At 60.6% G+C, this 24031-nt stretch carries 20 protein-coding genes; 5 read left to right on the forward strand and 15 right to left on the reverse strand.

Features of this window, described 5'->3' with window-relative positions:
• Positions 1–28 precede the first annotated feature (28 nt).
• Complete coding sequence (locus H045_RS06260; protein WP_015371757.1) at positions 29–346, reverse strand: contact-dependent growth inhibition system immunity protein; 318 nt, start codon at positions 344–346, stop codon at positions 29–31.
• On the reverse strand, positions 343–5061 hold the full coding sequence (locus tag H045_RS06265) for an RHS repeat-associated core domain-containing protein (protein ID WP_015371758.1): 4719 nt from the start codon (positions 5059–5061) through the stop codon (positions 343–345). The genes H045_RS06260 and H045_RS06265 overlap by 4 nt, the downstream gene beginning before the upstream one ends.
• Before the next feature lie 245 nt (positions 5062–5306).
• On the opposite strand from H045_RS06265, the gene H045_RS06270 reads away from it, so the two are divergent.
• The gene (locus H045_RS06270) at positions 5307–6392 is read left to right on the forward strand and encodes a DUF1615 domain-containing protein (protein WP_015371759.1); all 1086 of its coding nucleotides are present in this window, start codon (positions 5307–5309) and stop codon (positions 6390–6392) included.
• Between the two features lie 75 nt (positions 6393–6467).
• On the opposite strand, the gene H045_RS06275 is transcribed toward H045_RS06270, so the two are convergent.
• Genes H045_RS06275 through H045_RS06285 form a run of 3 tightly spaced genes read right to left on the reverse strand, consistent with a single transcriptional unit; the run spans position 6468 to position 9054 of the window.
• The gene (locus H045_RS06275; protein WP_015371760.1) at positions 6468–7649 is read right to left on the reverse strand and encodes an acetyl-CoA C-acetyltransferase; all 1182 of its coding nucleotides are present in this window, start codon (positions 7647–7649) and stop codon (positions 6468–6470) included.
• Positions 7650–7660: 11 nt separating this feature from the next.
• Positions 7661–8320: a CoA transferase subunit B gene (locus H045_RS06280; RefSeq protein ID WP_015371761.1), complete on the reverse strand. Its 660-nt coding sequence runs from the start codon at positions 8318–8320 to the stop codon at positions 7661–7663.
• A 35-nt stretch (positions 8321–8355) separates the two neighbouring features.
• Positions 8356–9054 (reverse strand): CoA transferase subunit A, encoded by a 699-nt coding sequence (locus H045_RS06285; RefSeq protein WP_003232827.1) that lies wholly within the window; start codon positions 9052–9054, stop codon positions 8356–8358.
• 188 nt (positions 9055–9242) lie between these two features.
• Here H045_RS06285 and H045_RS06290 point away from each other — a divergent pair, with 188 nt between their 5' ends.
• Positions 9243–10145, forward strand: coding sequence for a LysR family transcriptional regulator (locus tag H045_RS06290; protein WP_015371762.1), 903 nt, complete (start codon positions 9243–9245; stop codon positions 10143–10145).
• Positions 10146–10202: 57 nt separating this feature from the next.
• On the opposite strand, the gene H045_RS06295 is transcribed toward H045_RS06290, so the two are convergent.
• The 6 genes from H045_RS06295 to H045_RS06320 form a co-directional block, all read right to left on the reverse strand.
• A complete protein-coding gene (locus H045_RS06295) occupies positions 10203–10532 on the reverse strand; it encodes a hypothetical protein (protein WP_003232823.1) in 330 nt (109 codons plus the stop codon).
• Between the two features lie 691 nt (positions 10533–11223).
• Complete coding sequence (locus H045_RS06300; RefSeq protein WP_015371763.1) at positions 11224–12069, reverse strand: NAD-dependent protein deacetylase; 846 nt, start codon at positions 12067–12069, stop codon at positions 11224–11226.
• A gap of 8 nt (positions 12070–12077) precedes the next feature.
• The gene (locus H045_RS06305; protein ID WP_003232819.1) at positions 12078–12518 is read right to left on the reverse strand and encodes a CBS domain-containing protein; all 441 of its coding nucleotides are present in this window, start codon (positions 12516–12518) and stop codon (positions 12078–12080) included.
• A gap of 128 nt (positions 12519–12646) precedes the next feature.
• A complete protein-coding gene (locus tag H045_RS06310; protein ID WP_041931602.1) occupies positions 12647–14596 on the reverse strand; it encodes a DNA topoisomerase III in 1950 nt (649 codons plus the stop codon).
• Between the two features lie 161 nt (positions 14597–14757).
• Positions 14758–16380 (reverse strand): MFS transporter, encoded by a 1623-nt coding sequence (locus H045_RS06315; protein ID WP_003232814.1) that lies wholly within the window; start codon positions 16378–16380, stop codon positions 14758–14760.
• 65 nt (positions 16381–16445) lie between these two features.
• Positions 16446–18092 (reverse strand): GMC family oxidoreductase, encoded by a 1647-nt coding sequence (locus H045_RS06320; protein ID WP_015371765.1) that lies wholly within the window; start codon positions 18090–18092, stop codon positions 16446–16448.
• Positions 18093–18221: 129 nt separating this feature from the next.
• On the opposite strand from H045_RS06320, the gene H045_RS06325 reads away from it, so the two are divergent.
• A complete protein-coding gene (locus H045_RS06325; protein WP_003232810.1) occupies positions 18222–19118 on the forward strand; it encodes a LysR family transcriptional regulator in 897 nt (298 codons plus the stop codon).
• 308 nt (positions 19119–19426) lie between these two features.
• On the opposite strand, the gene H045_RS06330 is transcribed toward H045_RS06325, so the two are convergent.
• Together H045_RS06330 and H045_RS06335 are read right to left on the reverse strand one after the other, a co-directional pair.
• Entirely contained in the window at positions 19427–20773 is a 1347-nt protein-coding gene (locus H045_RS06330) for a glutamine synthetase family protein (protein WP_015371766.1), read from the reverse strand.
• 11 nt (positions 20774–20784) lie between these two features.
• A complete protein-coding gene (locus H045_RS06335; protein ID WP_015371767.1) occupies positions 20785–21342 on the reverse strand; it encodes a helix-turn-helix domain-containing protein in 558 nt (185 codons plus the stop codon).
• Here H045_RS06335 and H045_RS25015 point away from each other — a divergent pair.
• A complete protein-coding gene (locus H045_RS25015) occupies positions 21331–21636 on the forward strand; it encodes a hypothetical protein (RefSeq protein ID WP_157225355.1) in 306 nt (101 codons plus the stop codon). The genes H045_RS06335 and H045_RS25015 overlap by 12 nt on opposite strands.
• Positions 21637–21697: 61 nt before the next feature.
• Entirely contained in the window at positions 21698–22006 is a 309-nt protein-coding gene (locus H045_RS06340) for an RcnB family protein (protein WP_003232805.1), read from the forward strand.
• Positions 22007–22097: 91 nt separating this feature from the next.
• Here H045_RS06340 and H045_RS06345 read toward each other — a convergent pair whose 3' ends face one another.
• Both H045_RS06345 and H045_RS06350 read right to left on the reverse strand, forming a co-directional pair.
• Positions 22098–22370 carry a DUF1652 domain-containing protein gene (locus H045_RS06345; RefSeq protein ID WP_003232802.1) on the reverse strand — a complete coding sequence of 91 codons (273 nt, stop codon included), beginning with the start codon at positions 22368–22370 and terminating at the stop codon, positions 22098–22100.
• A 103-nt stretch (positions 22371–22473) separates the two neighbouring features.
• Positions 22474–23970: a helix-turn-helix transcriptional regulator gene (locus H045_RS06350; protein ID WP_003232801.1), complete on the reverse strand. Its 1497-nt coding sequence runs from the start codon at positions 23968–23970 to the stop codon at positions 22474–22476.
• Positions 23971–24031: the final 61 nt, after the last annotated feature.

Genomic DNA, 24031 nt, shown 5'->3' on the forward strand with positions numbered 1-24031 from the left:
TTCACCAGTTTTTATGTTTTAGAATGTTCTAGCTATTTATTTTTTTGAGTAAACAGTGGTCGAACTTTTCCACTACATAATTCAGCCATATCAGCCCCGATGGCCACTGGTTGGGGTAGTAATAATTGCAATACTGTTTGTAAAATAGGTTCTGCTGAAACTCTGACTCAGTTGTGAATGATTTCGCTAGCTGCAATATCTCTTCTCTCACAGTCATGATCGTATCTTTAGATGAGTCCAGTAAGAAACTATCAATTACTTCATCCGCTGTAGCATGTTCTTCCATCCAATCCTGGTGGAAATAGGCGCCAAAAAATTGTTGAAGTTCAGTTAATTGCTCGTTCATGTTTTTATTGGGAATCCTGTAAGCAATAAGTAGCCATCTGGCATTTCAGGTTTTCGGATCAAGACGAGAAGAAATTTATTAACGGGTACTGCTTCAGATGCGTCTCTCAAAAAACTCAATCCTACAGCTTGGTTCGACTGCTCTCTAATAATATGCTTTTTCTTTGTTCCCAGCAGGAAGTTGGTTATTTCCTGCTGACGAGAGGCTAAACTTTTAGAAACTAGTGATTCTGCGTCTTCCAAGGATTTGAATGTGGAGGCTGCCGGTATATTTGGCTCAGCCTTAAGTCGTTCAGATAACTGGGTATCGGTTTGGCCCACGTGTTTCATAATCAGGTGCCCCCCTGCTTTTTCATGAGTAACAACTACACCGTCGGCCGCAATTCTTTGGTCGGGATCAGCTTCTGATCCAGGGCATTTTCCAATCTTACAACTTAGGCCTAGTGGGTCTACCCACCCGGTAGGATTCGGCACGTACTGGTAAGCATTGATCCCGCCCGCCAGCTTCACCGGGTCCGGCGTCAGATAGCGCCCAACATCCGGATTGTAGTAGCGATGTCGGTTGTAGTGCAGGCCGCTTTCTTCGTCGAAGTATTGGCCTTGAAAGCGCAGCGGGTTGTCGATTTTGTCGACGTCGAGGCGGCTGATGTGGCCGTAGGCGCGGTAGTGGGCGGACCAGACGATTTCGCCTTCTGGGGCGGTGAGTTCCTGTGGGGTGCCGAGGTGGTCGAGTTGGTAGTGGTAGGGGCTGGTGGCGTTGGGGCCGAAGCCTTCCAGCAGCGCTAAAGGGCGGAAGCTGTCGGGTTCGTAGAGGTAGCTGCGGTGGCGGTCGGCGTGGTGTTCGGCGATCAGTTTGTCGCCTTGCCAGAAAAACTCCGTGGTTTTGTCATCCACGATTTTGCTGATGCGCCGGCCAAAGGGGTCGTAGCGATAGCGGGCGGTTTGGCCATTGGGTTTTTTGACGGCGATCAGTCGATGCTGGCAGTCGTAGCGGTATTCGGTGACCACTGCCTGGCCTTTTCCCCGGCGTTCGCGGATCAGGTTGCCGAAGGCGTCGTGGTCGTAATGCCGGTCGCCCTGGATCATCAGGCGATTGCCGGCGACGATGTCCGGGCCGGGGCGGTCGTGCATCAGCAGGTTGCCGGCCGGGTTGTGACCGAAGCGTTCCTGTAGATCCTGCGAGTGATCGGCGCGGGTCAGGCGGTGGAGCGGGTCGTAGGCGTAGTGGTGTTCGCCTTTGCGCGTATCGAGAATGCGGGCGAGGTTGCCGGATTTGTCGTAGTCGTATTGGCGGCGGTAGTGGCGGTTTTCCTGTTGCGTGATGGCGTGGGCGTGGAGGCGGTGTTGGTCGTCGTAGTGGTAGTGGCTGAGTAGGTCGCCTTGCTGGCGCTGGTGCTCCTTGCCCGCTTTGAACAGGTGGGAGGTGAGTACTTCACCGTTGAGCTGAACAGTCGCAAGGTGGCCGCCTTTATCGTGGTTAAACGTGACGCGGTTGTTGTCCGGCAGGCGCAGGTGCTGGAGTTGACCGCAGGCGTCATAGCCATAGCGCAAGGTGCCCCAGCCTTGATGCTCGGCGGTGAGGCGGTTTTGTCGATCGTATTCGTAGGCCAGCGCCCAGTGGCCGTCTTCGACGCTGAGGAGATTGCCCTGGCGGTCGTAGGCGTAATCCACCTTATTGCCATCCGGCAGGGTTTTTCTGACAAGGCGCCCGGCAGCGTCTCGCTCATAACGGGTGATGAGCTGACTGCCATCGTCGCCATGTTCGGTCTTTTCCTGAAGATGGCCGTTGAGGTCATAAACGTAGGCGGTGCGCTGGCCATCAAAGCCGATTTCCTGCTGGATCAACCCGTTGGGATGGTAGGCAAGCCGGTAGGTCTCGCCGACCTCGTTTTCGATCTCGGTCAGCAATAACCGCGCGTTGTCGTAGCGATACTGGACCTGAGTGCCATCAGCATTGAGTCGCCGACTGATCAGGTGCAGCCCGTCGGCGTACTCGTAACGGGTGACGTGCCCCAGTTCATCGCGTTCAGCGGTGATTTTTCCGTAGGCGTTGTAGCTGTATTCCCGCGTCGCACCGCCCGGCAATATCAGGCGAACCAACCGGCCCACGCTGTCCCATTGATACTCGGTCAGCGCCCCATGCTCATCCTCGCGGGCCACCTGTCGCCCGAGGTCGTCATAGCGATAGCGCCTGATCCCGCCATTGGGCAACTGTTCCTCAAGCAGTTGCCCGCGCTCATTCCACACCAGCCGTTGGCAGCTGTGATCGGGATACCACACCCCAATCAGTTGCCCCTGTTTGTTGTAGCTGTAGTCGGTGACATGGCCGTCAGGATCGGTCCTGCGCGTTACGTCGCCTTGTTCATTACGCTCGTACTTCCAAACCGCCTCACCCCGGCGCACCACCCGTACGAACCCGTTGTCATGCTCGTAGGACGTCGGCTCATCGTCCCCGGGAAACAGCGCCACCAAGCGCCCCGCGTCGTCGTACTGATACGCCGTCACCGCGCCCAACGGGTCCTGCTCAACCGTCAGCCGGCCCTTTGCGTCGTAGGATTTGAAGTGCTGAGCGCCATCCGGATCCACCCGCTGCACCAGGCGTGCCCGCTGGTCATGCACATACACTTCCTGGCTACCATCGGCGTTATGCACGGTGACGCGCCCGTCATCGCCCCACACATAGCGCGTGTCCATCTGCGCAAAACTGGCCCAGTGCCGCACACAGCGCGCCGCCTTGCCGGACCGTTCCCACGCCCAGAAGAAACTCGCGCCACCGGCCAGCCCACGTTCCAGAATCACGTGCTGCTCGTCGTACCGGTAAATCTCGCATTCACCTACGGCATTGGTCGCCGACACCAGTTGGCCTGCGTCGTCGTAGGCGTAGGACACCACCGTCTGTTCAGTCACCCACTCGTAAGGCTCACGGCCCTTGGCGCGATGAACCTGATAGTCCACCGCCGCAATTCGACCCTGCGCATAGCGCAACCACAGCGAGCGTCCGGCGCCATTGTCCAGCCGCTCAATGCGCCCCAGCACGTCGCGGGAAATGCGCAGCCGGTTGTCATACGCATCGCTGATCGCCACCAGCACGCCATCGCGAAAGTGATAAAGCCGCGACGCCTGGGCCAGCACCAGCTCATCCGGCAAGTCCCCCAAAAAGATCGCCGCTTCCGCCAGGCTGTTGGTGATTGCCGGTCGCGAAACGGTCGGCAGCGGAAACGCGGTCGAGCGATTTTCATGGTCCGTCCACACCACCGAATCGCCCGCCACCACCAGCCGCTGGGCCAGGGCATGGCTCCAGCCAAACCCCAGCCCGATATCGATTTCCACCGCACTGGTGCGATATACCCGCGTCCACTCGAATGGCAAAATCCCATCCAGGATGCCGTCGGTGAGGGTGAGCAATTCCTCGCCGGTGACCATCGACACCGGGCAGCCATTGGTGACGGTTTTATCGGAAGAGGCGGCCGCATCCCCCGCCGGGTTTTTTGCCGACACCGGCACATCATCCACAGGCGATTCGTGCACGAGTGCCGTGCGCTGCGTCTTTTTTCGCACCGTCGGCACCGCGTTCGGCACCAACTCCTCGCCCACCTTCAGCGGCGCCACCGCCTTGATTGGCGTGGCCGCGCTGGCTAACAACACCGGCTTCAGCGTCTCTGTATGCTCGTCCAGATGCGCCTTGCCAAACTGACTGGCTATCTGCTGCAACCACTGGCGTGTACGGTGAGACTTGATGCGGCCGAGCACTTTCGTACTCATGCGCACCGCCATTCCCATCCCGCTCGTAGCTATCCCCAGCAACAAGTTGATCAGTATTTCTGCGCCGATCTCTCCCAACATTTCGTTCATGTACGGCGGCGGCAGCAGGCGCATCCAACTGACCAGCGCCGCCAGATACACGAACAGCAAGGGCTCATCACTGAGCACCAGCAACCCCTTGGCCAGGGTCTCGGCACTCAACGCCATTAACTGTTCAAGTTCTGCCTGAGAGAGGTAATGCAGCAGCTTTTCAGCATTTGCCAGCGGAGCTGAAAGCCATTCGAACAGTTGCTTGATGTCGTCCCACAATGAATAGAGCGCTTCGCTGAAGCCCCGGGCATAGGCTTGATCCAACGAGAGATAGCGCTTGAGAAAATTCGCCTCGGCATAGCCCTTCCACAAGGGTTCGAATGTGTCGCGCCATTCACCGCGCAGCCACAGTTCGAGGGGCGCGATCACCGACTGATAGGAGGCGTACAGCGCCTTGAAATGGTCCTTGGAAACGTTGGGGTAAAAACTGATGCGGTAACGCTGGTTGCGATCACACTCCTTGACCTCAAGAATGCCGCTGGGCCCGATGGTGTGATGGATGGGCTCGCCCAGCGGTCCGCCGTTCGGGTCAATCCGCTGCAACACCACCGGCGTATTGCCAATGGGCACAAAGCGTGAACTCTCGAACATATGCACCAGCGTCAGCGTGCCGTCCGCGGGGCAGGCGGCGACGGTGCTGCTGGGGAAGAGGGAACGGTCGATCGGCGCGACCACCACCTGGTCGCCGACCTTGAATACCTGTTCGATATCGAGCGCCGAAAAGCTGAAATAGCTTTGTGCCCAGAGATCGTAGGAATTGAGGCAGCGCCGGAAATCGCCGAGAACGGATTCGACGTCCCGCGTCTTCGCGTCCATGGCGGCCAGCACCAGAAAGCCAATGGCCTGGCTGGTAGGGTTGATCATGAGACAGCCCCGGCGATCAGGGCCTTAACGAACAAATCCATCTGCAATCCCTCGCACTGTGTGATCAGGCGAAGGACTTTGCCGAGGTCGGAGTAGGAGGGGAGTAGAGGTTATCCGAGGCTCATGTGGGAGATTTCAGCAGGATGCATCCGCTTTCAAATGGCGCAGGGCAGAGTGGCGAACCCGCGTTAGACTTGCCTGTCGATATCCGCACTGCCTGGCCCGTTGTTATCCAAGGAAGCTCCATGTACTCAACACGCTTGATCCTCAGCCTCACGACGTTGCTGGTGCTGGCCGGCTGCTCAACTTCACGCGGCCCGCAGCAGCCGGAACGCAGCGAGGCCGACGTAAAGGCGCAGATCGTGCGCCTGCTGCCCGCCAAAGTCGCCGATCGCAATGGTTGGGCCCAGGACATCTACACCGCGTTCGACACCCAGCACATCTACCCCAGCACCGAAAATATCTGCGCCGTGCTGGCGGTGACCGAGCAGGAATCCACCTACCAGGTCGACCCGCCCGTACCGAATATGGGCAAGATCGCCCAGGATGAAATCCTGCGCCGTGCCGGCAAGGTGCATGTGCCTGCGTTTGTGGTGCGCAGCGCCTTGCAGGTGCGCTCGCCTGGCGGCAAGACCTACGCCGAGCGCCTCAATGCTGCGCGTACCGAGAAGGACCTCAGTGGCATCTTTGACGATTTCATCAGCATGGTGCCCCTGGGCAACACGCTGTTCGGCGGCTTCAACCCGGTGCACACCGCAGGCCCGATGCAGGTCAGCATCGAGTTTGCGCAGAAGCAGGCGCGCGATTATCCCTACACGGTGGATGGCACGATTCGCCGCGAAGTGTTCACCCGCCGTGGCGGCATGTATTTCGGCATCGCTCATTTGCTGGGTTATCCGGTCAATTATGACCAGCCGCTTTATCGCTTTGCCGATTTCAATGCGGGTTGGTACGCAAGCCGCAATGCCGCGTTCCAGGCGGCGGTCAGCCGCGTCTCCGGCACTGAGTTGGCGTTGGATGGGGATTTGATCCGTTACGGCTCGTTGCTGCCCGGCACCACCGAGCTGGCGGTGCGCTCGCTGGGCGCGAAACTGGACATGCGCAATCCCAGCATCCGCAGCCAGCTGGAACAGGGTGAGCAACTGGATTTCGAGGACACGACCCTCTACAAACGCGTTTTTGCCCTGGCCGACAAGGCTGCCGGCAAACCGCTGCCGCGTGCCGTACTGCCGGGCATCGTGCTCAAGAGCCCGAAGATCACCCGTAACCTCACCACGGCGTGGTTTGCCAAACGGGTGGATGAGCGTTATCAGCGTTGCATGAAGCGCTGAGCTTTCGAGCCATGATGAACATCAACATGTGGGAGGGGGCTTGCTCCCACAGTTGGACTGTGTTGGCCATTTAGATCAGTTGCGTTCGAGGGCCAGGGCTACGCCTTGACCGCCGCCGATGCACAGGGTGGCCAGGCCTTTTTTGGCATCGCGCTTGATCATTTCATGCAGCAGGGTCACCAGCACGCGGCAGCCTGAGGCGCCGATCGGGTGGCCGATGGCGATGGCGCCTCCGTTGACGTTGACCTTGTCGGCGTCCCACTCCAGCTCCTTGCCCACCGCCAACGCCTGCGCGGCGAAGGCTTCGTTGGCTTCGATCAGGTCCAAATCGGCAAGTGTCCAACCGGCCTTGTCCAGGCAGCGGCGGGTCGCCGACACCGGGCCGATGCCCATGATGGCCGGGTCGACACCGGCGTTGGCGTAGCTGGCGATACGCGCCAGTACTGGCAGCCCGAGCGCCTTGGCCTTGTCCGCACTCATCAGCAACACCGCGGCAGCGCCGTCATTGAGGCTGGAAGCGTTGCCGGCGGTGACGCTGCCGTCTTTCTTGAACGCGGGTTTGAGCTTGCCCAGGGACTCAGCGGTGGTGCCGGCGCGCGGTTGCTCATCCACGGTGAAGGCCACGGGGTCGCCCTTGCGCTGGGGTATTAGGATCGGCGTGATCTCATCGACAAATCGCCCGGTTTCAATAGCCGCGGCGGCTTTTTGCTGGGACGCGGCGGCGAAGGCATCCTGGGCTTCACGGCTGATGCCGTACTTGTCCACCAGGTTCTCGGCGGTGATGCCCATGTGGTAGTCGTTGAACGCATCCCACAGGCCGTCAGTGATCATGCTGTCGATCATAGTGGCGTGACCCATGCGCAAACCGGTGCGCGCAGCCGGCAAAACATAGGGGGCCAGGCTCATGTTTTCCATACCGCCGGCGACAATCACCTCGGCATCGCCGCAGCGAATCGCCTGCGCGCCGAGGTGCAGGGCCTTGAGGCCCGAGCCGCAGACTTTGTTCAAGGTCAGGGCCGGCACGGCGTGGGGCAAGCCGGCAAGGATCGAGGCCTGGCGCGCCGGGTTCTGACCCGAACCTGCGGTGAGCACCTGGCCGAGGATCACTTCGTCCACCTGGGCCGGGTCCAGGCCGGTCTGCTCCAGCAAGCGGCGGATCACGGCGGCGCCAAGTTCCGGTGCTGGAATATTCGCCAGCGAACCCTGAAAGCTGCCCACGGCGGTGCGGGTGGCAGCAACAATCACGACGTCTTGCATGGAAGCGGTCCTCACTGAAAATGCATTTCCGGAACATGGTCCGGGACGATGAGTTTACCGGCGGTCTTGCTCACAATCTCTTCAACGCTGACACCAGGTGCGCGTTCCTTGAGGATAAACGCGCCATTGTCGATTTCCAGGTAAGCCAGGTCCGTGAGCACACGTTTGATGCAGTGGGCACCGGTCAGCGGCAGATTGCATTGGCTGAGCAACTTCGATTCACCGTCCTTGGACGCATGGGTCATGATCACGATGATGTTTTCCGCGCCGGCCACCAAGTCCATGGCGCCGCCCATGCCCTTGACCATCTTGCCGGGGATCATCCACGAAGCGATGTTGCCCTGCACGTCGACTTCAAACGCGCCGAGCACGGTGAGGTCGACGTGGCCGCCACGAATCATCGCGAAGGACTCGGCGGAGGAAAAGATCGAGGCGCCGATGCGCGCGGTCACGGTCTGTTTGCCGGCGTTGATCATGTCGGCATCAAGCGTCTCTTCGGTAGGAAACGGGCCCATGCCCAGCAGGCCGTTTTCCGATTGCAGCATCACTTCCATGCCGTGGGGGATGTAGTTGGCCACCAGGGTTGGAATGCCGATGCCGAGGTTCACGTAGAAACCGTCCTGCATTTCGCGGGCGACACGTTGAGCCATTTGTTCGCGGGTAAGCGCCATTTTATGAGTCCTTGTTGTCAGGGCCTGGGGGCGGATTATTTGCGGACGGTGCGCTGTTCGATGCGCTTTTCAAAAGTGCCGCAGATGATCCGGTCGACGTAGATGCCAGGGGTGTGGATCTGCGCCGGATCCAGCGCGCCCGGCTCGACGATTTCCTCGACTTCCACCACGGTGATTTTGCCGGCGGTGGCCGCCAGCGGGTTGAAGTTCTGCGCGGTGTGGCGGTAGATGACATTGCCGAAGTGGTCGGCTTTCCAGCCTTTGACGATGGCGAAGTCGCCGGTGATGGACTCTTCCATCAGGTACGGGCGACCGTTGAATTCACGGGTTTCCTTGCCTTCGGCCACCGGGGTGCCGACGCCGGTAGCGGTGAAAAACGCTGGAATACCGGCGCCGCCTGCGCGCATTTTTTCCGCGAGGGTGCCTTGTGGGGTCAGCACCACTTCGATTTCGCCGCTGAGCAGTTGCTTCTCGAACAGGGCGTTTTCACCCACGTAGGATGCGATCACTTTGCTGATCTGCTTTTCTTCCAGCAGCACGCCCAGACCGAAACCGTCAACACCGCAGTTGTTGGAGACCACGGTCAGGTCGCGGGTGCCCTTGCGCTTGATCTCATTGATGAGGTTTTCCGGAATGCCGCACAGGCCAAACCCCCCGGCGAGGACGGTCATGCCGTCTTCCAGGCCTGCCAGGGCTTCCTCGTAGGACGCCACGCGTTTATCGAAACCTGCCATACGCACCTCTTTTATTATGTGTGGGCCAGCCAATGAGCCGAGTGTTGCGCTGGCGGATTGATTTGTTAAGTTGTTTTTTAAGGTTGATTGGTTTGAAAAACAGCATAATCGGCCTCAAGCCGCACGCTCAAAGCTGCGTTCGGCGGCGCTATCACTTGCAGCTTCCAACTTGCAGCCTGGAGCTTTCCATGACCGTCAAACAGATACGCGCATTCCTGGCCGTGGCCCAAAGCCTGAGTTTCGCCGCCGCGTGTGAGCGCCTGCACCTGTCCCAGTCGGCGCTCAGCCTCACTATCAAAGGGTTGGAGGAAGGCCTGGGGGGGCGTCTGTTCAGCCGCACCACGCGCAATGTGGCGCTCACCCCGGAGGGCGAATCACTCTTGCCACTGGCACGCCGATTGATCGCCGACTGGGACAATGCCGAAGACGAACTGCGTCAGCGTTTCACCTTGCAGCGCGGACGGGTGACGGTAGCGGCCATGCCATCGTTTGCCGGCAACCTGTTGCCGCCGATCCTGAAGATATTCCGCGCGCGTTACCCTCAAGTGAACGTAACCGTGCATGACCTGATAAATGAGCAGGTGCTGGAGATGGTCCGCGAGCGCCAGGTGGAGCTGGGCGTGGCGTTCGAGCCTGGCGAAGGTTCGGCGTTGTCATTTACGCCCCTGTATCTGGACCGTTTCGTTGCCGTGGTGCCGGGCGACTCACCCTTGGCGCGCCAAACATCCATCAACTGGCAAACCATGCTCGCACACCCGTTCATTACTTTGCAGCGACCCTCCACGGTGCGGGTGATGCTGGAAGAACATCTGGGTGCTTTGCAGATGAAGCTGCCGGTGGCACTGGAAAGCCATCAACTGGCGACGGTGGGCAAGATGGTCGCCAGTGGCTTGGGCGTGAGCGCCGTGCCTGCGTTATGCAGAGGGCAGATGGAGGAGGCGGGAGCGCGGTGCATCACCTTGACCGGCCCGGTGATCAAGCGGCCGATCGGTGTGCTGACCAAACCGGGGCATGAGCTGTCGGCGGCGGCGCAAGTACTGTTTGATATTTTTCGGGACGAGGCGGGGAAGGGAAGGTTCCCAACGGTCTGAGTGACTGCACAATAACTTCAGGGAGCAGGCAAACCGGCGCCCTGAAGTTGCACTTAGTTAGTAGTAACGATCAATGACTTTAACTTGCGAGCTGTCTTTGAAAGAGCGCCAGGCATTGTTGATCGTGTCGAATACCTGTTCGATAAAGTTGCGATCGGCGGCGGCTTTCTTGCCGACATAACCCTGGCCGCGGCGGTACATCTTCAGGCGCGCCGCCAGTTCACGGTGGTTGCGGTCGAACTCGGCTTCTTCGGAGTGAGGCGCCAGACGATCAATTTTCACTTCGCCCGACTTTTCCACCCACAGGATATGGTCGTCGAGTGTGTCTTTTTGCGCGGCGAACATCTCAGCCAATTCATCGATAGTGGGTTGGTTGTTCAGATTCATGTGTAAGCCCCTTGACCAGTTGGTGATCTATCCGTTAATTCCGTTAAAACTGCTTAGTTGTCTCCGGCTCGAAAACCGGGCGTCAGTGACGGTCTGCCAAGTACGGGCAGGGTCTTGAAACTGATGCATGTAGTCTTGCTGATGAACTGCTACGCAATGCATTCATAACGAAGACAGGCAGCATTTGAGCGCCTGTACCCATCCCTTTCGGGGCAGGTCAGCTTCATCAATCTGCCTTGTGGGCAGTGCACATCCGGAAAAAACAGCTCGGCGGTCAGACGAGTGCTCTCAAAACGCGTGTTACCAACGCTCCCGATGCGGGAGACGTCTAGATCATGCAAGGACAAAAACGCTGCGTCAACGATTATGTAGTGATTATTTTTGATCACTACATAAAATGCTTTGGCGACGGGAGAATGCGTAAAAACGTGACCTGGGCGTCACTTTTGGAGTGGCGGGTCGCCTCGGTGGCAAGCCCATTTTGTGGCGAGCGGGCTTGCCCCGCGTTGGGGTGCGAAGCGCCCCCAATCCAGCAAAACGCGGTGTGCCTGATACGGCTCAGCGCCTGGTTTTGGGGCTGCTGCGCAGCCCAACGCAGGACAAGCCTGCTCGCCACAGGGAATCTGCGCTTAACTGAGCGGCATTGGGACAATGCCTGCTCGCCACAGGGCATTTTTGGTGGGTGTTTTTGCTAGCTCAATTGCTCGGCAAGCAAGGGCAGTAAATGTTCACAGGACGCTTCAATCTTCACCTGCAACAGCTCATCGCCGCGGGTCTTGCCCAGGTTGATGGCGATCACCGGCTTGCCCTGTTCAACCATCGCCTTGCACAGGCGAAACGCCGAATAGGCCATCAACGACGACCCCACCACCAACAGCCCATCGGCATGCTCCACCGCCGTCATGGCCCTGGCGGCTGTAACCGGTGCCACATTCTCGCCAAAAAACACCACGTCGGGCTTGAGCCGCTCGCCATTGCAACGGGGGCATCGAGGCACCTGGAAGCGTTCTTCGAATGTGGGGTCGAGCATTGTATCGCCATCCGGTAACTGCACGGCGTGTACCTGGGCGAGGTAGGGATTGTCGATCTCCATCTGGCGCTGGATTCCATCGCGTGGGCTGCGCTGCTGGCAATCCAGGCACAGCACACGATGCAGGCTGCCATGCAGCTCAATCACATCCTGGCTGCCGGCCTGATCGTGCAGGGTGTCGACATTTTGCGTAATCAGCCCGCTGATGCGCTGGCGGTGTTGCAGGGTGGCCAGTGCCAGGTGGGCCGCGTTGGGCTGCGCGATGTGCACCTTCGGCCAGCCCAGCATCGCCCGTGCCCAGTAGCGACGGCGCGCCTGGGGTGTGGCGAGGAATTCCTGGTACATCATCGGCGCCTTGCCCCGACGCACGCCTTCGCTGTCGCGATAGTCGGGAATGCCCGATGAGGTGCTGATGCCTGCGCCGGTCAGTACCAGAAAGCGCCGTTCGCTCATCGCCCGGTGCAGGGTGTCGAGTTGATCGGCAAGATGTTCCAGCGTGTCGAGCATGGGTTCCCCTATTCGCCGCGAATGTACTGCTCCAGTTGCCTGATCAGGTCTGTCTGTTCGGCAATGGCTTCCTTGACCAGGTCGCCAATGGACAGCAAGCCCAGCAGCTTGCCATCTTCTACCACCGGCAAGTGGCGCAGGTGACTGTCGGTCATGATGTTCATGCACTCATCGACACTTTTATGGGGCTCAACGGTGATGACCGGCGAGCTCATGACCTGATCGACCCGTGTGGTCACCGAGGACAGGCCTTTGAGGATGAGTTTGCGTGCGTAGTCACGTTCGCTGATGATCCCCACCACCGCACCGTCCTTGACGACCGGCAAGGCCCCGACGTTTTTTTCCGACATGCGTACCAGTGCTTCGAACACGGTGTGGTCCCACTGAATGGTATGCACGTCGTGATGCTTCTGGTCCTTGGCTTTGAGCAGTTGTGCAACGGTTTTCATGGCGGCCACTCCGATATCGTTGTTGTTTAGTCAGGGTCCTACAGAATCCTAGACGGCCCGCAACCGGGCAAGGTCCAAAGCGGCGTTAAACCCGTCGAAAAACGTCATTCGCCGGATTTTTTTGTGTTTTACCCCGCAGTGGGTGGCTTTTTCGCGCGTTTGACGTGGGTGCCCGACTTGCGCGGGGCGCTCTTGCGTTTGTTTTTCCAGGGAGCGGCGCCCCGGCCTGCCGGGCTGGCCGGGCCGGTGATGGTCATGCGCATGCCGTTGCAGCGGGCCACCTGCTTGCTCATCCAGGCCGCTTGTTTGGCGACGAATTCCTCCAGGCTCATCTCGCCGCTTTGCACCATGTCCAGCGCCTGCTCCCAGATGGCGGTGGTGCCGGGGTCGGCGATGGCGCGGGGCACCGCGTCGATCAGGCTGAACGCCGCCGGCGTGGCCGACAGCGCCTTGCCATTCTTAACCAGGTAACCGCGGTCCAGCAGGCCCTGGATAATTCCGGCGCGGGTGGCTTCGGTGCCGATGCCAGTGGTGTCCTTGAGTTTTTGCTTGAGCAGTGGGTCTTGCACCAGTTTGGCGACGTTCTTCATCGCCTTGATCAAATCGCCTTCGGTGAACGGCTTGGGCGGCTGGGTCCACAGGTCCTTGAGGTTGACCCTGGCCACCACGTAGTCCCGACCTTGCGCCAGCGTCGGCAACGCCTGGGGCGCAGGGGCTTCGCGGCCTTTGGCGGGGGCCAGTGCTTCGGGCAGTGCGCGCTTCCATCCCGGCTCGATCACCACCTTGCCCACCGCGCGCAACGCCTGGCCGGCGCAGTCGAAATCGGCCTGGGTGCGATCATATTCATGATTGGGCAGGAACTGCGCCAGGTAGCGCGCACGAATCAGCGTGTACACCGCTCGCTGCTTGCCGGCGAGTTGCCCGAGATCCTTGCCGGCCCCGGTGGGAATGATGCCGTGGTGGGCGCTGACCTTGGCGTCGTTCCAGGCCCGCGAGCGGCGCTGGGGGTCGATATGGGGCATCAGTTCGTTCACTGCGGCATCCGCCCGGCCCAGCGCCGCGAGAATCTTCGGCGCGTCGCTGTGCTGGCTCAACGGCAGGTAGCCGCAGTCGCTGCGCGGGTAGGTGATGACCTTGTGCGTCTCGTAGAGGGATTGGGCGATATCCAGGGTTTCCTGGGCGCCCAGGCCGAGCTTCTTCGAGCAGACTTCCTGCAGGGTGCCGAGGTCAAAGGGCAGGGGGGCTACCTCACGCATGCGCTCGGTGCGCAGCTTCACCAGCCGCGCACTGGCAGCCTGGGTCATGGCTTGGGCGGCGTCACGGGCCAGTTGCGGGTTGAGGCAGCGGCCCTGGTCGTCACAGGCATCTTCAGCGGCGCGCCACTGAGCTGTGAAGGTGATGGCGTCGTGGCGCAGGTCGACATCAATGGCCCAGTAAGCCACCGGTACGAAATCGGCGATGCTGCGGTCGCGGTCCACTACCAGGCGCAGGGTCGGGGTTTGTACGCGACCGACCGGCAGTACGCCCTGGTAACCGGATTGACGGCCGAGCAAGGTAAACAGGCGGCTCATGTTCATGCCGATCAGCCAGTCGGCACGCGAGCGACCCAGGGCCGAGTGGTACAGGCTGAAGGTTTCAGCGCCGGGCTTGAGCGCGGCAAGGGCCTTGCGGATGGAGGCGTCGTCCAGGGCCGACAGCCATAGCCGCTGGATCGGCCCGCGATAACGACAATGCTCCACCAACTCACGCGCAATCATCTCGCCTTCACGGTCGGCGTCGGTGGCAATGATCAGCTCTTGAGCTTCCCCCAGCAGGCGCTTGACCGCCTTGAACTGACTGGCGGTCTTGGGCTTGACCAGCATTTTCCATTTTTGCGGGACGATCGGCAGGTCGGCCAGTACCCAGCGTTTGTATTTAGCGTCGTAAGTGTCGGGCGGGGCGGTTTCCAGCAAATGGCCGATGCACCAGGTGACGGTAACCCCGTTGCCCAGCCAGCAACCGTCGCCGCGGCGACTGGCGCCGAGCACGGCCGCTATATCCTTGGCCTGAGAGGGTTTTTCACAGAGGTACAGCCGCATGGTCATCACATCAGATCGGATTGATGCCTTGCAGGATGCTGAGTCGAGAGCAATTGAGCAACCATTATCTGTATGGATGTACAGCTTTAAGTTTCAAGCTGCAAGCACAGACAACACCGATCCGCTCTTGCTTGCCGCTTGCCGCTCGCCCCATGCAGCTCCTAATTACTATCGATGTCCACGTGGCGCGTTTCCTTGAGGCAGAACATCCCGACAATCAGGCTCACACCCGTCACCACCACCGGGTACCACAGCCCGTAGAAAATATCCCCTGTGTAGACCACCAGCGCGAACGACACTGTCGGCAGGAACCCGCCAAACCAGCCGTTACCGATGTGATACGGCAGGGACATCGAGGTGTAGCGGATGCGCGTCGGGAACAGCTCCACCATCAGCGCCGCCAGCGGGCCGTAGCACATGGCCGCGATCAGGATGAGCGCGACGATCAGCACCACCACCATCACCTTGTTCACCTGGGCCACATCCGCCGAACTCGGGTAGCCGGCCAGGGTTACCGCGCCGCGCAGGGCGGCTTCGTCGAAGCCATCGATACGCACGTCACCCACGCTCACCTGCACCGGGCTGCCGGCGGGTGCGGCGGCGCTGGTGTAGGGCAGGCCCTGCTTGACGAGGAAGGTCTTGACCTTGTCGCAGGGGCTGTCAAACCGCGCCTTGCCCACCGGGTCGAACTGGAAGGTGCAGGTGGCAGGGTCGGCCAGTACGGTGATCGGCGCCTGTCGGCTGGCCTGGTCCATCGCCGGGTTGGTGTAGTGCGCCAGGCTTTTGAAAATCGGAAAGTACAGCACAGTGGCCAGCAGCAGGCCGAGCATCAGCACGGGTTTGCGCCCGACCTTGTCCGAGAGCCAGCCAAAGAAGATAAAGAACGGTGCACCGATCACCACGCTGATGATCAGCAGCATGTTGGCCAGGGCCGGGTCCATTTTCAGGAACTGGGTCAGGAAGAACAGCACATAGAACTGCGCCGCGTAGAAAGTCACCGCTTGCCCGCCGTTGATGCTGAACAGGGCGATCAGCACCACCTTGAGGTTTTCCCATTTGCCGAACGACTCACGGATCGGCGCCTTGCTGGCCTTGCCTTCCTCCTTCATCTTCAGAAACGCAGGCGACTCATGCAGGCTCATGCGGATCCAGGTGGAAATGCCCAGCAGCACGATGGAGAACAGGAACGGAATGCGCCAGCCCCACACTTCGAATTGATCGCCGGTGAAGTAACGGCAGGCCAGCACCACCAGCAGCGACAGCAGCAGGCCGAGGGTGGCGGTGGACTGGATCCAGCTGGTGTGCAGGCCGCGTTTGCCTGCGGGTGCGTGCTCGGCCACGTAGGTTGCGGCGCCGCCGTATTCGCCGCCCAGTGCCAGGCCTTGCAGCATGCGCAGCAGGATCAGGATGATCGGCGCCGCGATGCCGATGCTGGCGTACGTCGGTAACAGCCCGACGCAGAACGTGGCCACGCCCATCAGAATAATGGTGACGAGAAACGTGTATTTGCGCCCGATCATGTCGCCCAGGCGGCCGAACACCAACGCGCCGAACGGGCGTACCACAAAGCCCGCTGCGAACGCCATCAAGGCAAAGATAAACGCCGTTGTGTCGTTGACCCCGGCAAAGAACTGCTTGCTGATCACGGCCGCCAGGGCGCCGTAGAGGAAAAAGTCATACCACTCGAACACCGTGCCGAGGGAGGAGGCGAAGATGACTTTTCTGGAGTCGTTGCCGGCGCTGGCAGGCAGTGCGGCGCCGAGCGGTTGAGCATGGTCTGACATCGGGTAGTCCTCACAGTGATTATTTATTGTTGTTCCACTGTCGGCGTCAAAGGCGACGCCGCTGTTCAGATTGCGTAAACCCGTTCTTTCTCCGGGGCGAGGCTCCTTGTGGGCGGTGAAAGGATCAGATGCGCGGCCTTCTCGGCAATCATCAGCGTGGGTGAGCAGGTGTTGCCGGAGGTGATGCGCGGCATGATCGAGGCGTCGGCAATGCGCAGCCCTGGTACGCCGTGCACCCGCAGTTGTGCGTCGACTACGGCGTCTTTGTCGCTGCCCATGCGGCAGGTGCCCACTGGGTGGAAAATCGTCGTGCCGATACGGGCGGCGGCTTCGTGCAGTTGTTCTTCGGTCTGCAACACATCGCCCGGCAGGTATTCCACCGGTTTGAACTGGCTCAGCGCCGGTGCGGCGACGATGCGTCGGGTGAGACGTATGGCGTCGGCGGCCACGCGCAGGTCCTCGGGATGGCTCAGGTAGTTGGGCTGAATCAGCGGCGCGTCCGCCGGGTTGGCCGAGCGAATATCGATACGCCCGCGGCTCTGCGGGCGCAGGTCGCAGACCGATGCGGTAAACGCCGGGAACCCATGCAAAGGCTCACCGAAGCGCTCCAGGGACAGCGGCTGCACGTGATATTCCAGGTTGGCCGAGGTCTGCTCCGGCCCCGAGCGGGCAAACGCGCCGAGCTGACTGGGCGCCATCGACAGCGGGCCGCTGCGGTCATACAGGTATTGAAGGCCCATGCCCATCTTGCCCCACACGGTGCCGGCGATCTGGTTGAGGGTGCGGGCGTTTTCCAGTTTGTAGATCAGCCGCAGTTGCAGGTGGTCCTGCAGGTTGCCGCCGACGCCCGGCAGCTCATGCAGTACCTCGATGCCCAACGGCTTGAGCACGCTGGAGGGGCCAATGCCCGAGCGCTGCAGGATGCCCGGCGAGCCCACGGCACCTGCGCACAACACGATTTCCTTGTGCGCTTTCCAGGTGATCTGCTGGCCATGTTGACGGCCGACCACGGCTGACGCACGACCGTTTTCCAGTACCACGCGATCAACTTCCACGTCGGTCAATACGGTGAGGTTGGGCCGCTGGCGGACGGGTTTGAGAAATGCTTTGGCCGCGTTCCAGCGCACCCCGGCCTTCTGGTTGACCTGGAAATACCCGCAGCCTTCGTTATCGCCCTGGTTGAAATCGCTGACCGGTGCGATGCCGCTCTGCGCCGCCGCATCACGGAAGGCATCGAGGATCGGCCAGTGCAAACGCTGTTGCTCGACGCGCCATTCGCCGCCGTCATTGTGGAACTCAGAGCCACCGGCAAAATGGTTTTCGCTGTGCTTGAACAGCGGCAGTACGTCCTTCCAGGCCCAGCCGGGATTGCCTGCGGCCGCCCAGCCGTCGTAGTCCCGGGCCTGGCCGCGCATATAGATCATGCCGTTGATCGACGAGCAGCCGCCCAGCACCTTGCCCCGTGGATAACTCAGTGCACGGCCTTGCAGGCCTGCCTGGGCTTCGGTCTTGAAGCACCAGTCGGTGCGTGGGTTACCGATGCAGAACAGGTAGCCGACGGGAATGTGAATCCAGGGATAATTGTCGCGGCCGCCGGCTTCCAGCAGCAGCACGCGGTGCGCTGGGTTGGCGGACAGTCGATTGGCCAGCAAACAGCCTGCGGGGCCGGCACCGACCACCACGTAATCGTATTGCGCAGTTGCAAGAGGCATCTGGGGTCTCGCTTGTTTTTCTTATTGGTTCCATCCTAGTTGTTAGTTTTCGTCTTAAAAATGTTAGTTTTTGCCCAGCTGCTGTGCGTTTTTAAACAGTGCTGCCCGATGCCACGCAATGGAGGCGACATGTTCGACTGGAACGACCTGCGGTTTTTTCTTGAGTTGCAGCGCAGCGGCCGCCTGCTCACCGCCGCGCAGCGCCTGAAAACCACGCACGCCACGGTGGCCCGGCATATCGAAGCGATTGAGAAGAGCCTCGGCACCGCATTGTTTGTGCAGCATGCCCAGGGCTATGAACTGACGCCTGCCGGCGAAGCGTTGCTCAAGCACGCCGAAGCCATGGAAAACCTTGCGTTGCTGGCCGAAGACGAACTCACCCATGCCGCCGCGCCCCTGGGCAAGATTCGCCTGGGCGTGGCGGAAGGGCTGGGCGTGATGTTCCTCGCCGGGCGCATGGGCGGCTTGTTTGAGCGTTATCCAGGTCTGGAAGTGGAACTGGTGGCGGTGCCGCGCTTCGTCAGCATCCTCAACCGCGAGGCGGAGATCAGCATCCATCTGGAGCGCCCCAGCGTCGACCAACTGGTCACCCGCAAACTCACCGACTACCGCCTGGCGCTTTACGCCAGCCGCGCTTACCTGGACCGCCACCCGCCGATTGAAAAGCGCGAAGACCTCGCGGCCCATGCCTGGATCGATTACGTCGACGACTTGCTGTTCAGCCAGGAACTCAAGTTCCTCAGCAGCTTCTGCCGCACCCCCAAAGTGGTGTTTCACAGCACCAGCGTTATCGCCCAGCATCAGGCGGCGCGTTCGGGATTGGGCATCGCCGTCCTGCCCTGCTTCATGGCCGCCGACGACCCGGACCTGGTCGCGCTGCTGCCGGAGGAAGGCATTCAGCGCAGCTACTGGATCAGCTCACGCCGGGAACTGCATAAATCGGTGCGGCTGCGGCTGTTGTGGGATTACGTGGTGGAACTGTGCGCACGGGAGCAAGCGCTGTTGCTCGGCGCGTCTACTGACTAAACCGGTAAAAAATGCGGGAAGCTTGGCGCTGTCGTGCAGCCAGTTGCAGCCTCTGTGGCGATCACATTTCTCGTGGCGAGCGGGCTTGCCCCGCGTTGGGGTGCGAAGCGCCCCCAATCCAGCAAAATGCGGTGTACCTCATATGGCTCAGCGCCTGGTTTTGGGGCTGCTGCGCAGCCCAACGCAGGACAAGCCTGCTCGCCACAGGGAATTTGCGCTTAATTGAACGGCGTTAGGGCAAGCCTGCTCGCCACAAGCCTGTAATCGCTTGAAAAGGTGATTTTCGTCCCTGAAGAACAACGCCAGGTTCAGAGGAACCAGCGATACTCCCGCGCATGAATCTCCTGCTGAAACGCCAGATGATCCTGGCGCTTGTTCTCGCAGTACACGTCAACAAACTCCGCGCCCAGCGTGTCGCGCACGACCCTGTGATGCTGCATGGCGCGGACGGCATCGAGCATCTCCACGGGGAAGTCGGTACCGCTGCTGCGGTCGTCGTTCAGCGGGGCGATGGGCTCTTGCCGGGTTTCAAGCCCGTGTTCGAGTCCGGCCAGGATCGCCGCCAGCACCAGGTAGGGGTTGGCGTCGGCGCTGGCCAGGCGGTGTTCGATGCGCAGGTTGCGCGGGTCGGACTCGGGGATGCGCACGCACGCGTCGCGATCTTCGAAGCCCCAGCTGGCGCGGGTGGCGGCGTTGACCGTGCCGCCCAGGCGGCGCAAGGCGTTGTGGTTGGGGGCGAAGATCGGCATGCAGTGGGGCAGCAATTGCAGGCAGCCGGCCACCGCGTGGCGCAGTGGTTGTTGCTGGTGCGCCGCCAGCAGGTTGTTGCCCGCACCGTCGTACAGGCTGATGTGCACATGCATGCCGCTGCCGGGAAATTGCAGGTAGGGCTTGGCCATGAAACTGGCGCGGTAGCCATGCTTGAGCGCCACGCCGCGGGTGCTGCGGCAGAACAGGGCAGCCCAGTCGGCGGCGCGCAGGGCGTCGTCCGAGTGGCCGAAATTGATCTCGAACTGGCCGGGACCTAACTCGGCGGTGATCACCGTGCTGTCGATGCCCTGATCCCTGGCGGTTTGCGCCATGTCGTCGAGCACGGCGCCGAAGCGCGACAGCCGCTCGATGTGCAGATTGGGCTGGTCGTCTGCATCATCGCTCAGCGGATCACGGGGGAATTGCGGGAGGCCGTTGGCGAGCTTTTTATCAAACAGGTAAAACTCCAGCTCGAACGCCACCATCGGGTGAATGCCCTTGTGCTGCAAGCGCTGCAGCACCCTGGCCAGCACCTCGCGGGGCTCGAACTCGATGGGCGCGTCGGTGCCGTCGGAGGTGATCAGCATTTGCCCCAGGGGCTGCGACTCCCAGCTCACCGGCTTGAGCGTGCCCGGCACGAGGCGGCGATTGGCATCCGGGTCGCCGTCGTTGAAACAGTAATCGCCGATCTTGAACAGCCCGCCCTGAACCCCCAGCAGCACAGCGTTCTGCGGCAGCTTCAAGGGGCTGCCGGCAGCGACTTTTTCGAGCATCTCCACGGGGTAGCGCTTGCCGTAGAAATGCCCGGGAATGTCCAGGGCGATCAGGTCGACATAGCGCACATCGGGGTGGTTCTGGCGAAACGTGCGGACTTCGGCCAGCAACGCACAGGGCGGGGTTTTCACAGGGGTTGCTCCTAGTTGTACACCCACAGCACGCGGGCAGGCACATCGGTAAGGTTGGCGTAGCGGCAGTGGGCGAAACTGGCCAGATGGAAACTGTCGCCCGGGCCGAGGGTGACGCTGTCGGCCTCGCCCTCCACCCACAGCGTCAGCTCGCCTTCGAGCACGAAGCCGGCCTGCTCGGCGCGGTCGCTCATGGTCTGTTCACCGCTGTTGGCGCCGGGCGCCAGCAGGCTGTCGAGCATGGAGAAGGCGCCGTTCATGCTCGGCGAGACGAGGATGTCGGTGATGCCATTGGCGTAATACACCGTGCGCCGCTCATTGGGGCGCGTGACCCAGTCCACCGCCTTGGGCTTGGGCAGGCTGTAGAAATAGGTGGTGGGCACGTCGAGGGCATGGCTGATGGCGGTGAGGTCGGCCACGGTTGGGCGTGACAGGCCGCGTTCAACCTGGGACAGAAAGCCCACGGAGCGCTCGATCTTTTGCGCCAGCTGCACAAGGGTGAGTTTCTTGTGTTTGCGCAGGTCGTGGATCAGGGCGGCGAGGGTGGCGAGTTCTTCTTGTTGGTTCATGAAATTAATGTCGATAAAATTCATGAAAAATTACAGGATAAATTTCATGCGGGCAACAAGTACCAGGGATCAATACCATCCTGTGGCGAGCAGGCTTGTCCTGCGTTGGGCTGGGCAGCAGCCCCAAAACCAGGCGCTGAGCCGTATCAGGTACACCGCGTTTTGCTGGATTGGGGGCGCTTCGCACCCCAACGCAGGACAAGCCTGCTCGCCACAACAAGCCTGCTCGCCACAGGGAATCTGCGTTTAACTGAACGGTATCAGGGCTGGGCTTGCCGCAAGAACATGGCCTGAATGATTCCACGCGGCTGAGGTCCGAATCTAGGTACGCGTCATTAATTGAAGGAGTACCCCCATGAAGTCCAGATCCCTAGTTGCCTGTGTTCTCGTTGCTGCAAGCCTGTCCACCGCCAGCTTTGTCGCCCAGGCCGGTGATACCCCCCAGGAAACCGTGCAGCCTTCCAGCATCAATGCCCGTGACTTGAAAGAGGGCGACCGTGCGCCGGATATCCTTATGCGCAAGGAGTCGGCCATAAAAGACTGGGAAAAACGTGGCCTCAAGAACCCAGGTGAAGACAACCAGTGGGCAAAGGCAGCCGACAAGTATGTGCTGCTCAAGACCACCAACGGCACCATTCTTGAGATCACCCCAGCGAAGAAATAATCGCGCGCAGCGTTCTGCATCAAGGTAACCGGCCGGCAGGGTCGCGTTACCTTCGTACAGATGAGGGGGTTTATCGTCGGGAGAGGGGGGGTTATCGGGGCGTGAGTGAGGGCCAATCGTCCAGCGTGAGCTTGCCCACGTTGTTGCTTTGCAGTTCGTAACGCAACTCTTCAACCATCCTGGCCACTTCCTCCGGGGTGTGCAGCCGGTTGGTGGTAATCCCGGTGACCACCAGGTCCACGCGGCCGGTTTCGGCGTCGTAGACCTTGAGCGTCAGAGACGCATCCCGGCACAGGGTGAACTCACAGGTTAACGGCAACAGGCCTTCCTCGATGCAATTGCGCAATTGAGAGACGGTGAGCATGCAGTTTCCTTCAGGGCATTCAATGCGGTCCCTTCAAGGTTATTGATCGCGCCCCTGCGCCAGAAGGCGAATTCGCACTAGTAGCACTAGTGCATTTGCATGCCTAAGGCTTGTTTTTCAGGCGCAATTCTCCGGCAAACAGCCCGCGCTCACGGGCCCAGACGATCGCCGCGCTGCGGCTGTGTACCCCCAGTTTGGAATACACCGTGGCCACGTGGTTGCGCACCGTGTTGGGTGCCAGCTTCAGGCGCGAGGCGATTTCCTTGTCGGCCAGGCCTTCGCAGATCAGCCCCAGCACATCGCGTTCGCGCGCGGTGAGGTCGGTGAAGGCCACGTTCGGCTGATTGGGACTGTTGACGCTTTTGGCGTTGGCCAGCTTCTCGATCAGGGTCTGACTGAACCACGAGGCATCCTGCATGACCTCTTCGATGGCCGCCACCAGTTCCAGCTCCGAGCGTTTGCGTTCAGTGATGTTCATCAATACCAGCAGGTAGCAGGGCACGTTTTCGATACTCACGGTGTCGGCGGACACCACGCAGTCGATCACTTCATTGCCCTTTTTGCGCACTTTCAACTCTTGCCCGTCGAGGTTGCCGGCTTTTTCCAAGGTGGCGAACAACTGCGCGCCGGCCGAGGCGCTGTCGATAAAGTCGATCTCTTCTATGGCTTTGCCGATCAGCTCTTCGCTGATGTAGCCGGTGATGTTCATGAACGCTTCGTTGACGTCCACCACCTGGCGGTTGTCGGCGTTGCACACCAGTGTCGGCACGGGCGTGAGGCGGAAGGATTTGGCGAAGCGTTCCTCGCTCTGGCGCAGGGCGATTTCTGCCTTGCGCCGTGGCTCCAGGTCCATGAAGGAAAACAGCATGCAGTCTTCCTCGTTCATGTCCAGCGGCTGCCCGGCGACGACTACCAGTTTGCTGCCGCCTTCGGGCAGTTTGAGTTCGGCCTGCATCTGCGGGATGGTCGCGCCTTCCCCCAGGCGTTGGATCGCCAGGTCCTTGCGCTCGGCCTGCTCCAGCACGTCCAGTTCATACACGGACTTGCCGATGACCTGGTCGCGGGTGTAGCCGGTCATTTCCAGAAAGCCCTGGTTGACCTTGATGTAGCGCAGGTCGCTCAGGCGGCAGATCACGGCGGGCGCCGGGTTGGCGTTGAAGGTTTTTTCGAAGCGCTGCTCGGCGCTGGCCCACTCGGTGGCGTCGCTGAGAATCAGCACCAGCAGTTCCGGCTCACCCTTGGCATCGGCGATCACCAGGCTGCGCAGGCGGTGCACCCAGGTTTTGTCCGGGTCGGCGGTGGACGTGACTTCGACCACCACGTCGCTGAATTCATCGCCTGCGGCGGCGCGGGCGAGGGGGTAGTTGTCCGCCTGCAGCGGGTGATTGTTTCGATAGCGCAGGGCAAAGCGTTCGGCGTATTGCAGGCCGTCGCTACCCAGCCCCATCACATCGCTGACGCCGTGCATGACCAATGCGGCTTCGTTGGCCCACAGAATGGTTTGGTCGACCTCGGCCAGGATCACGCCATCGGACAATCCCGAGATGATCTGCTGCAATTGGCGGCGGTTGGTTTCTTTGGCAAGAACGTCCTGTGTCATGGGCTCTCCGATGTTTAAGTGCATGAAACTACGACAGGGGAGGTTCGCGAACGTGCAGAAA

It is taken from the genome of Pseudomonas poae RE*1-1-14 (assembly GCF_000336465.1).
Lineage (GTDB): Bacteria > Pseudomonadota > Gammaproteobacteria > Pseudomonadales > Pseudomonadaceae > Aquipseudomonas > Aquipseudomonas poae.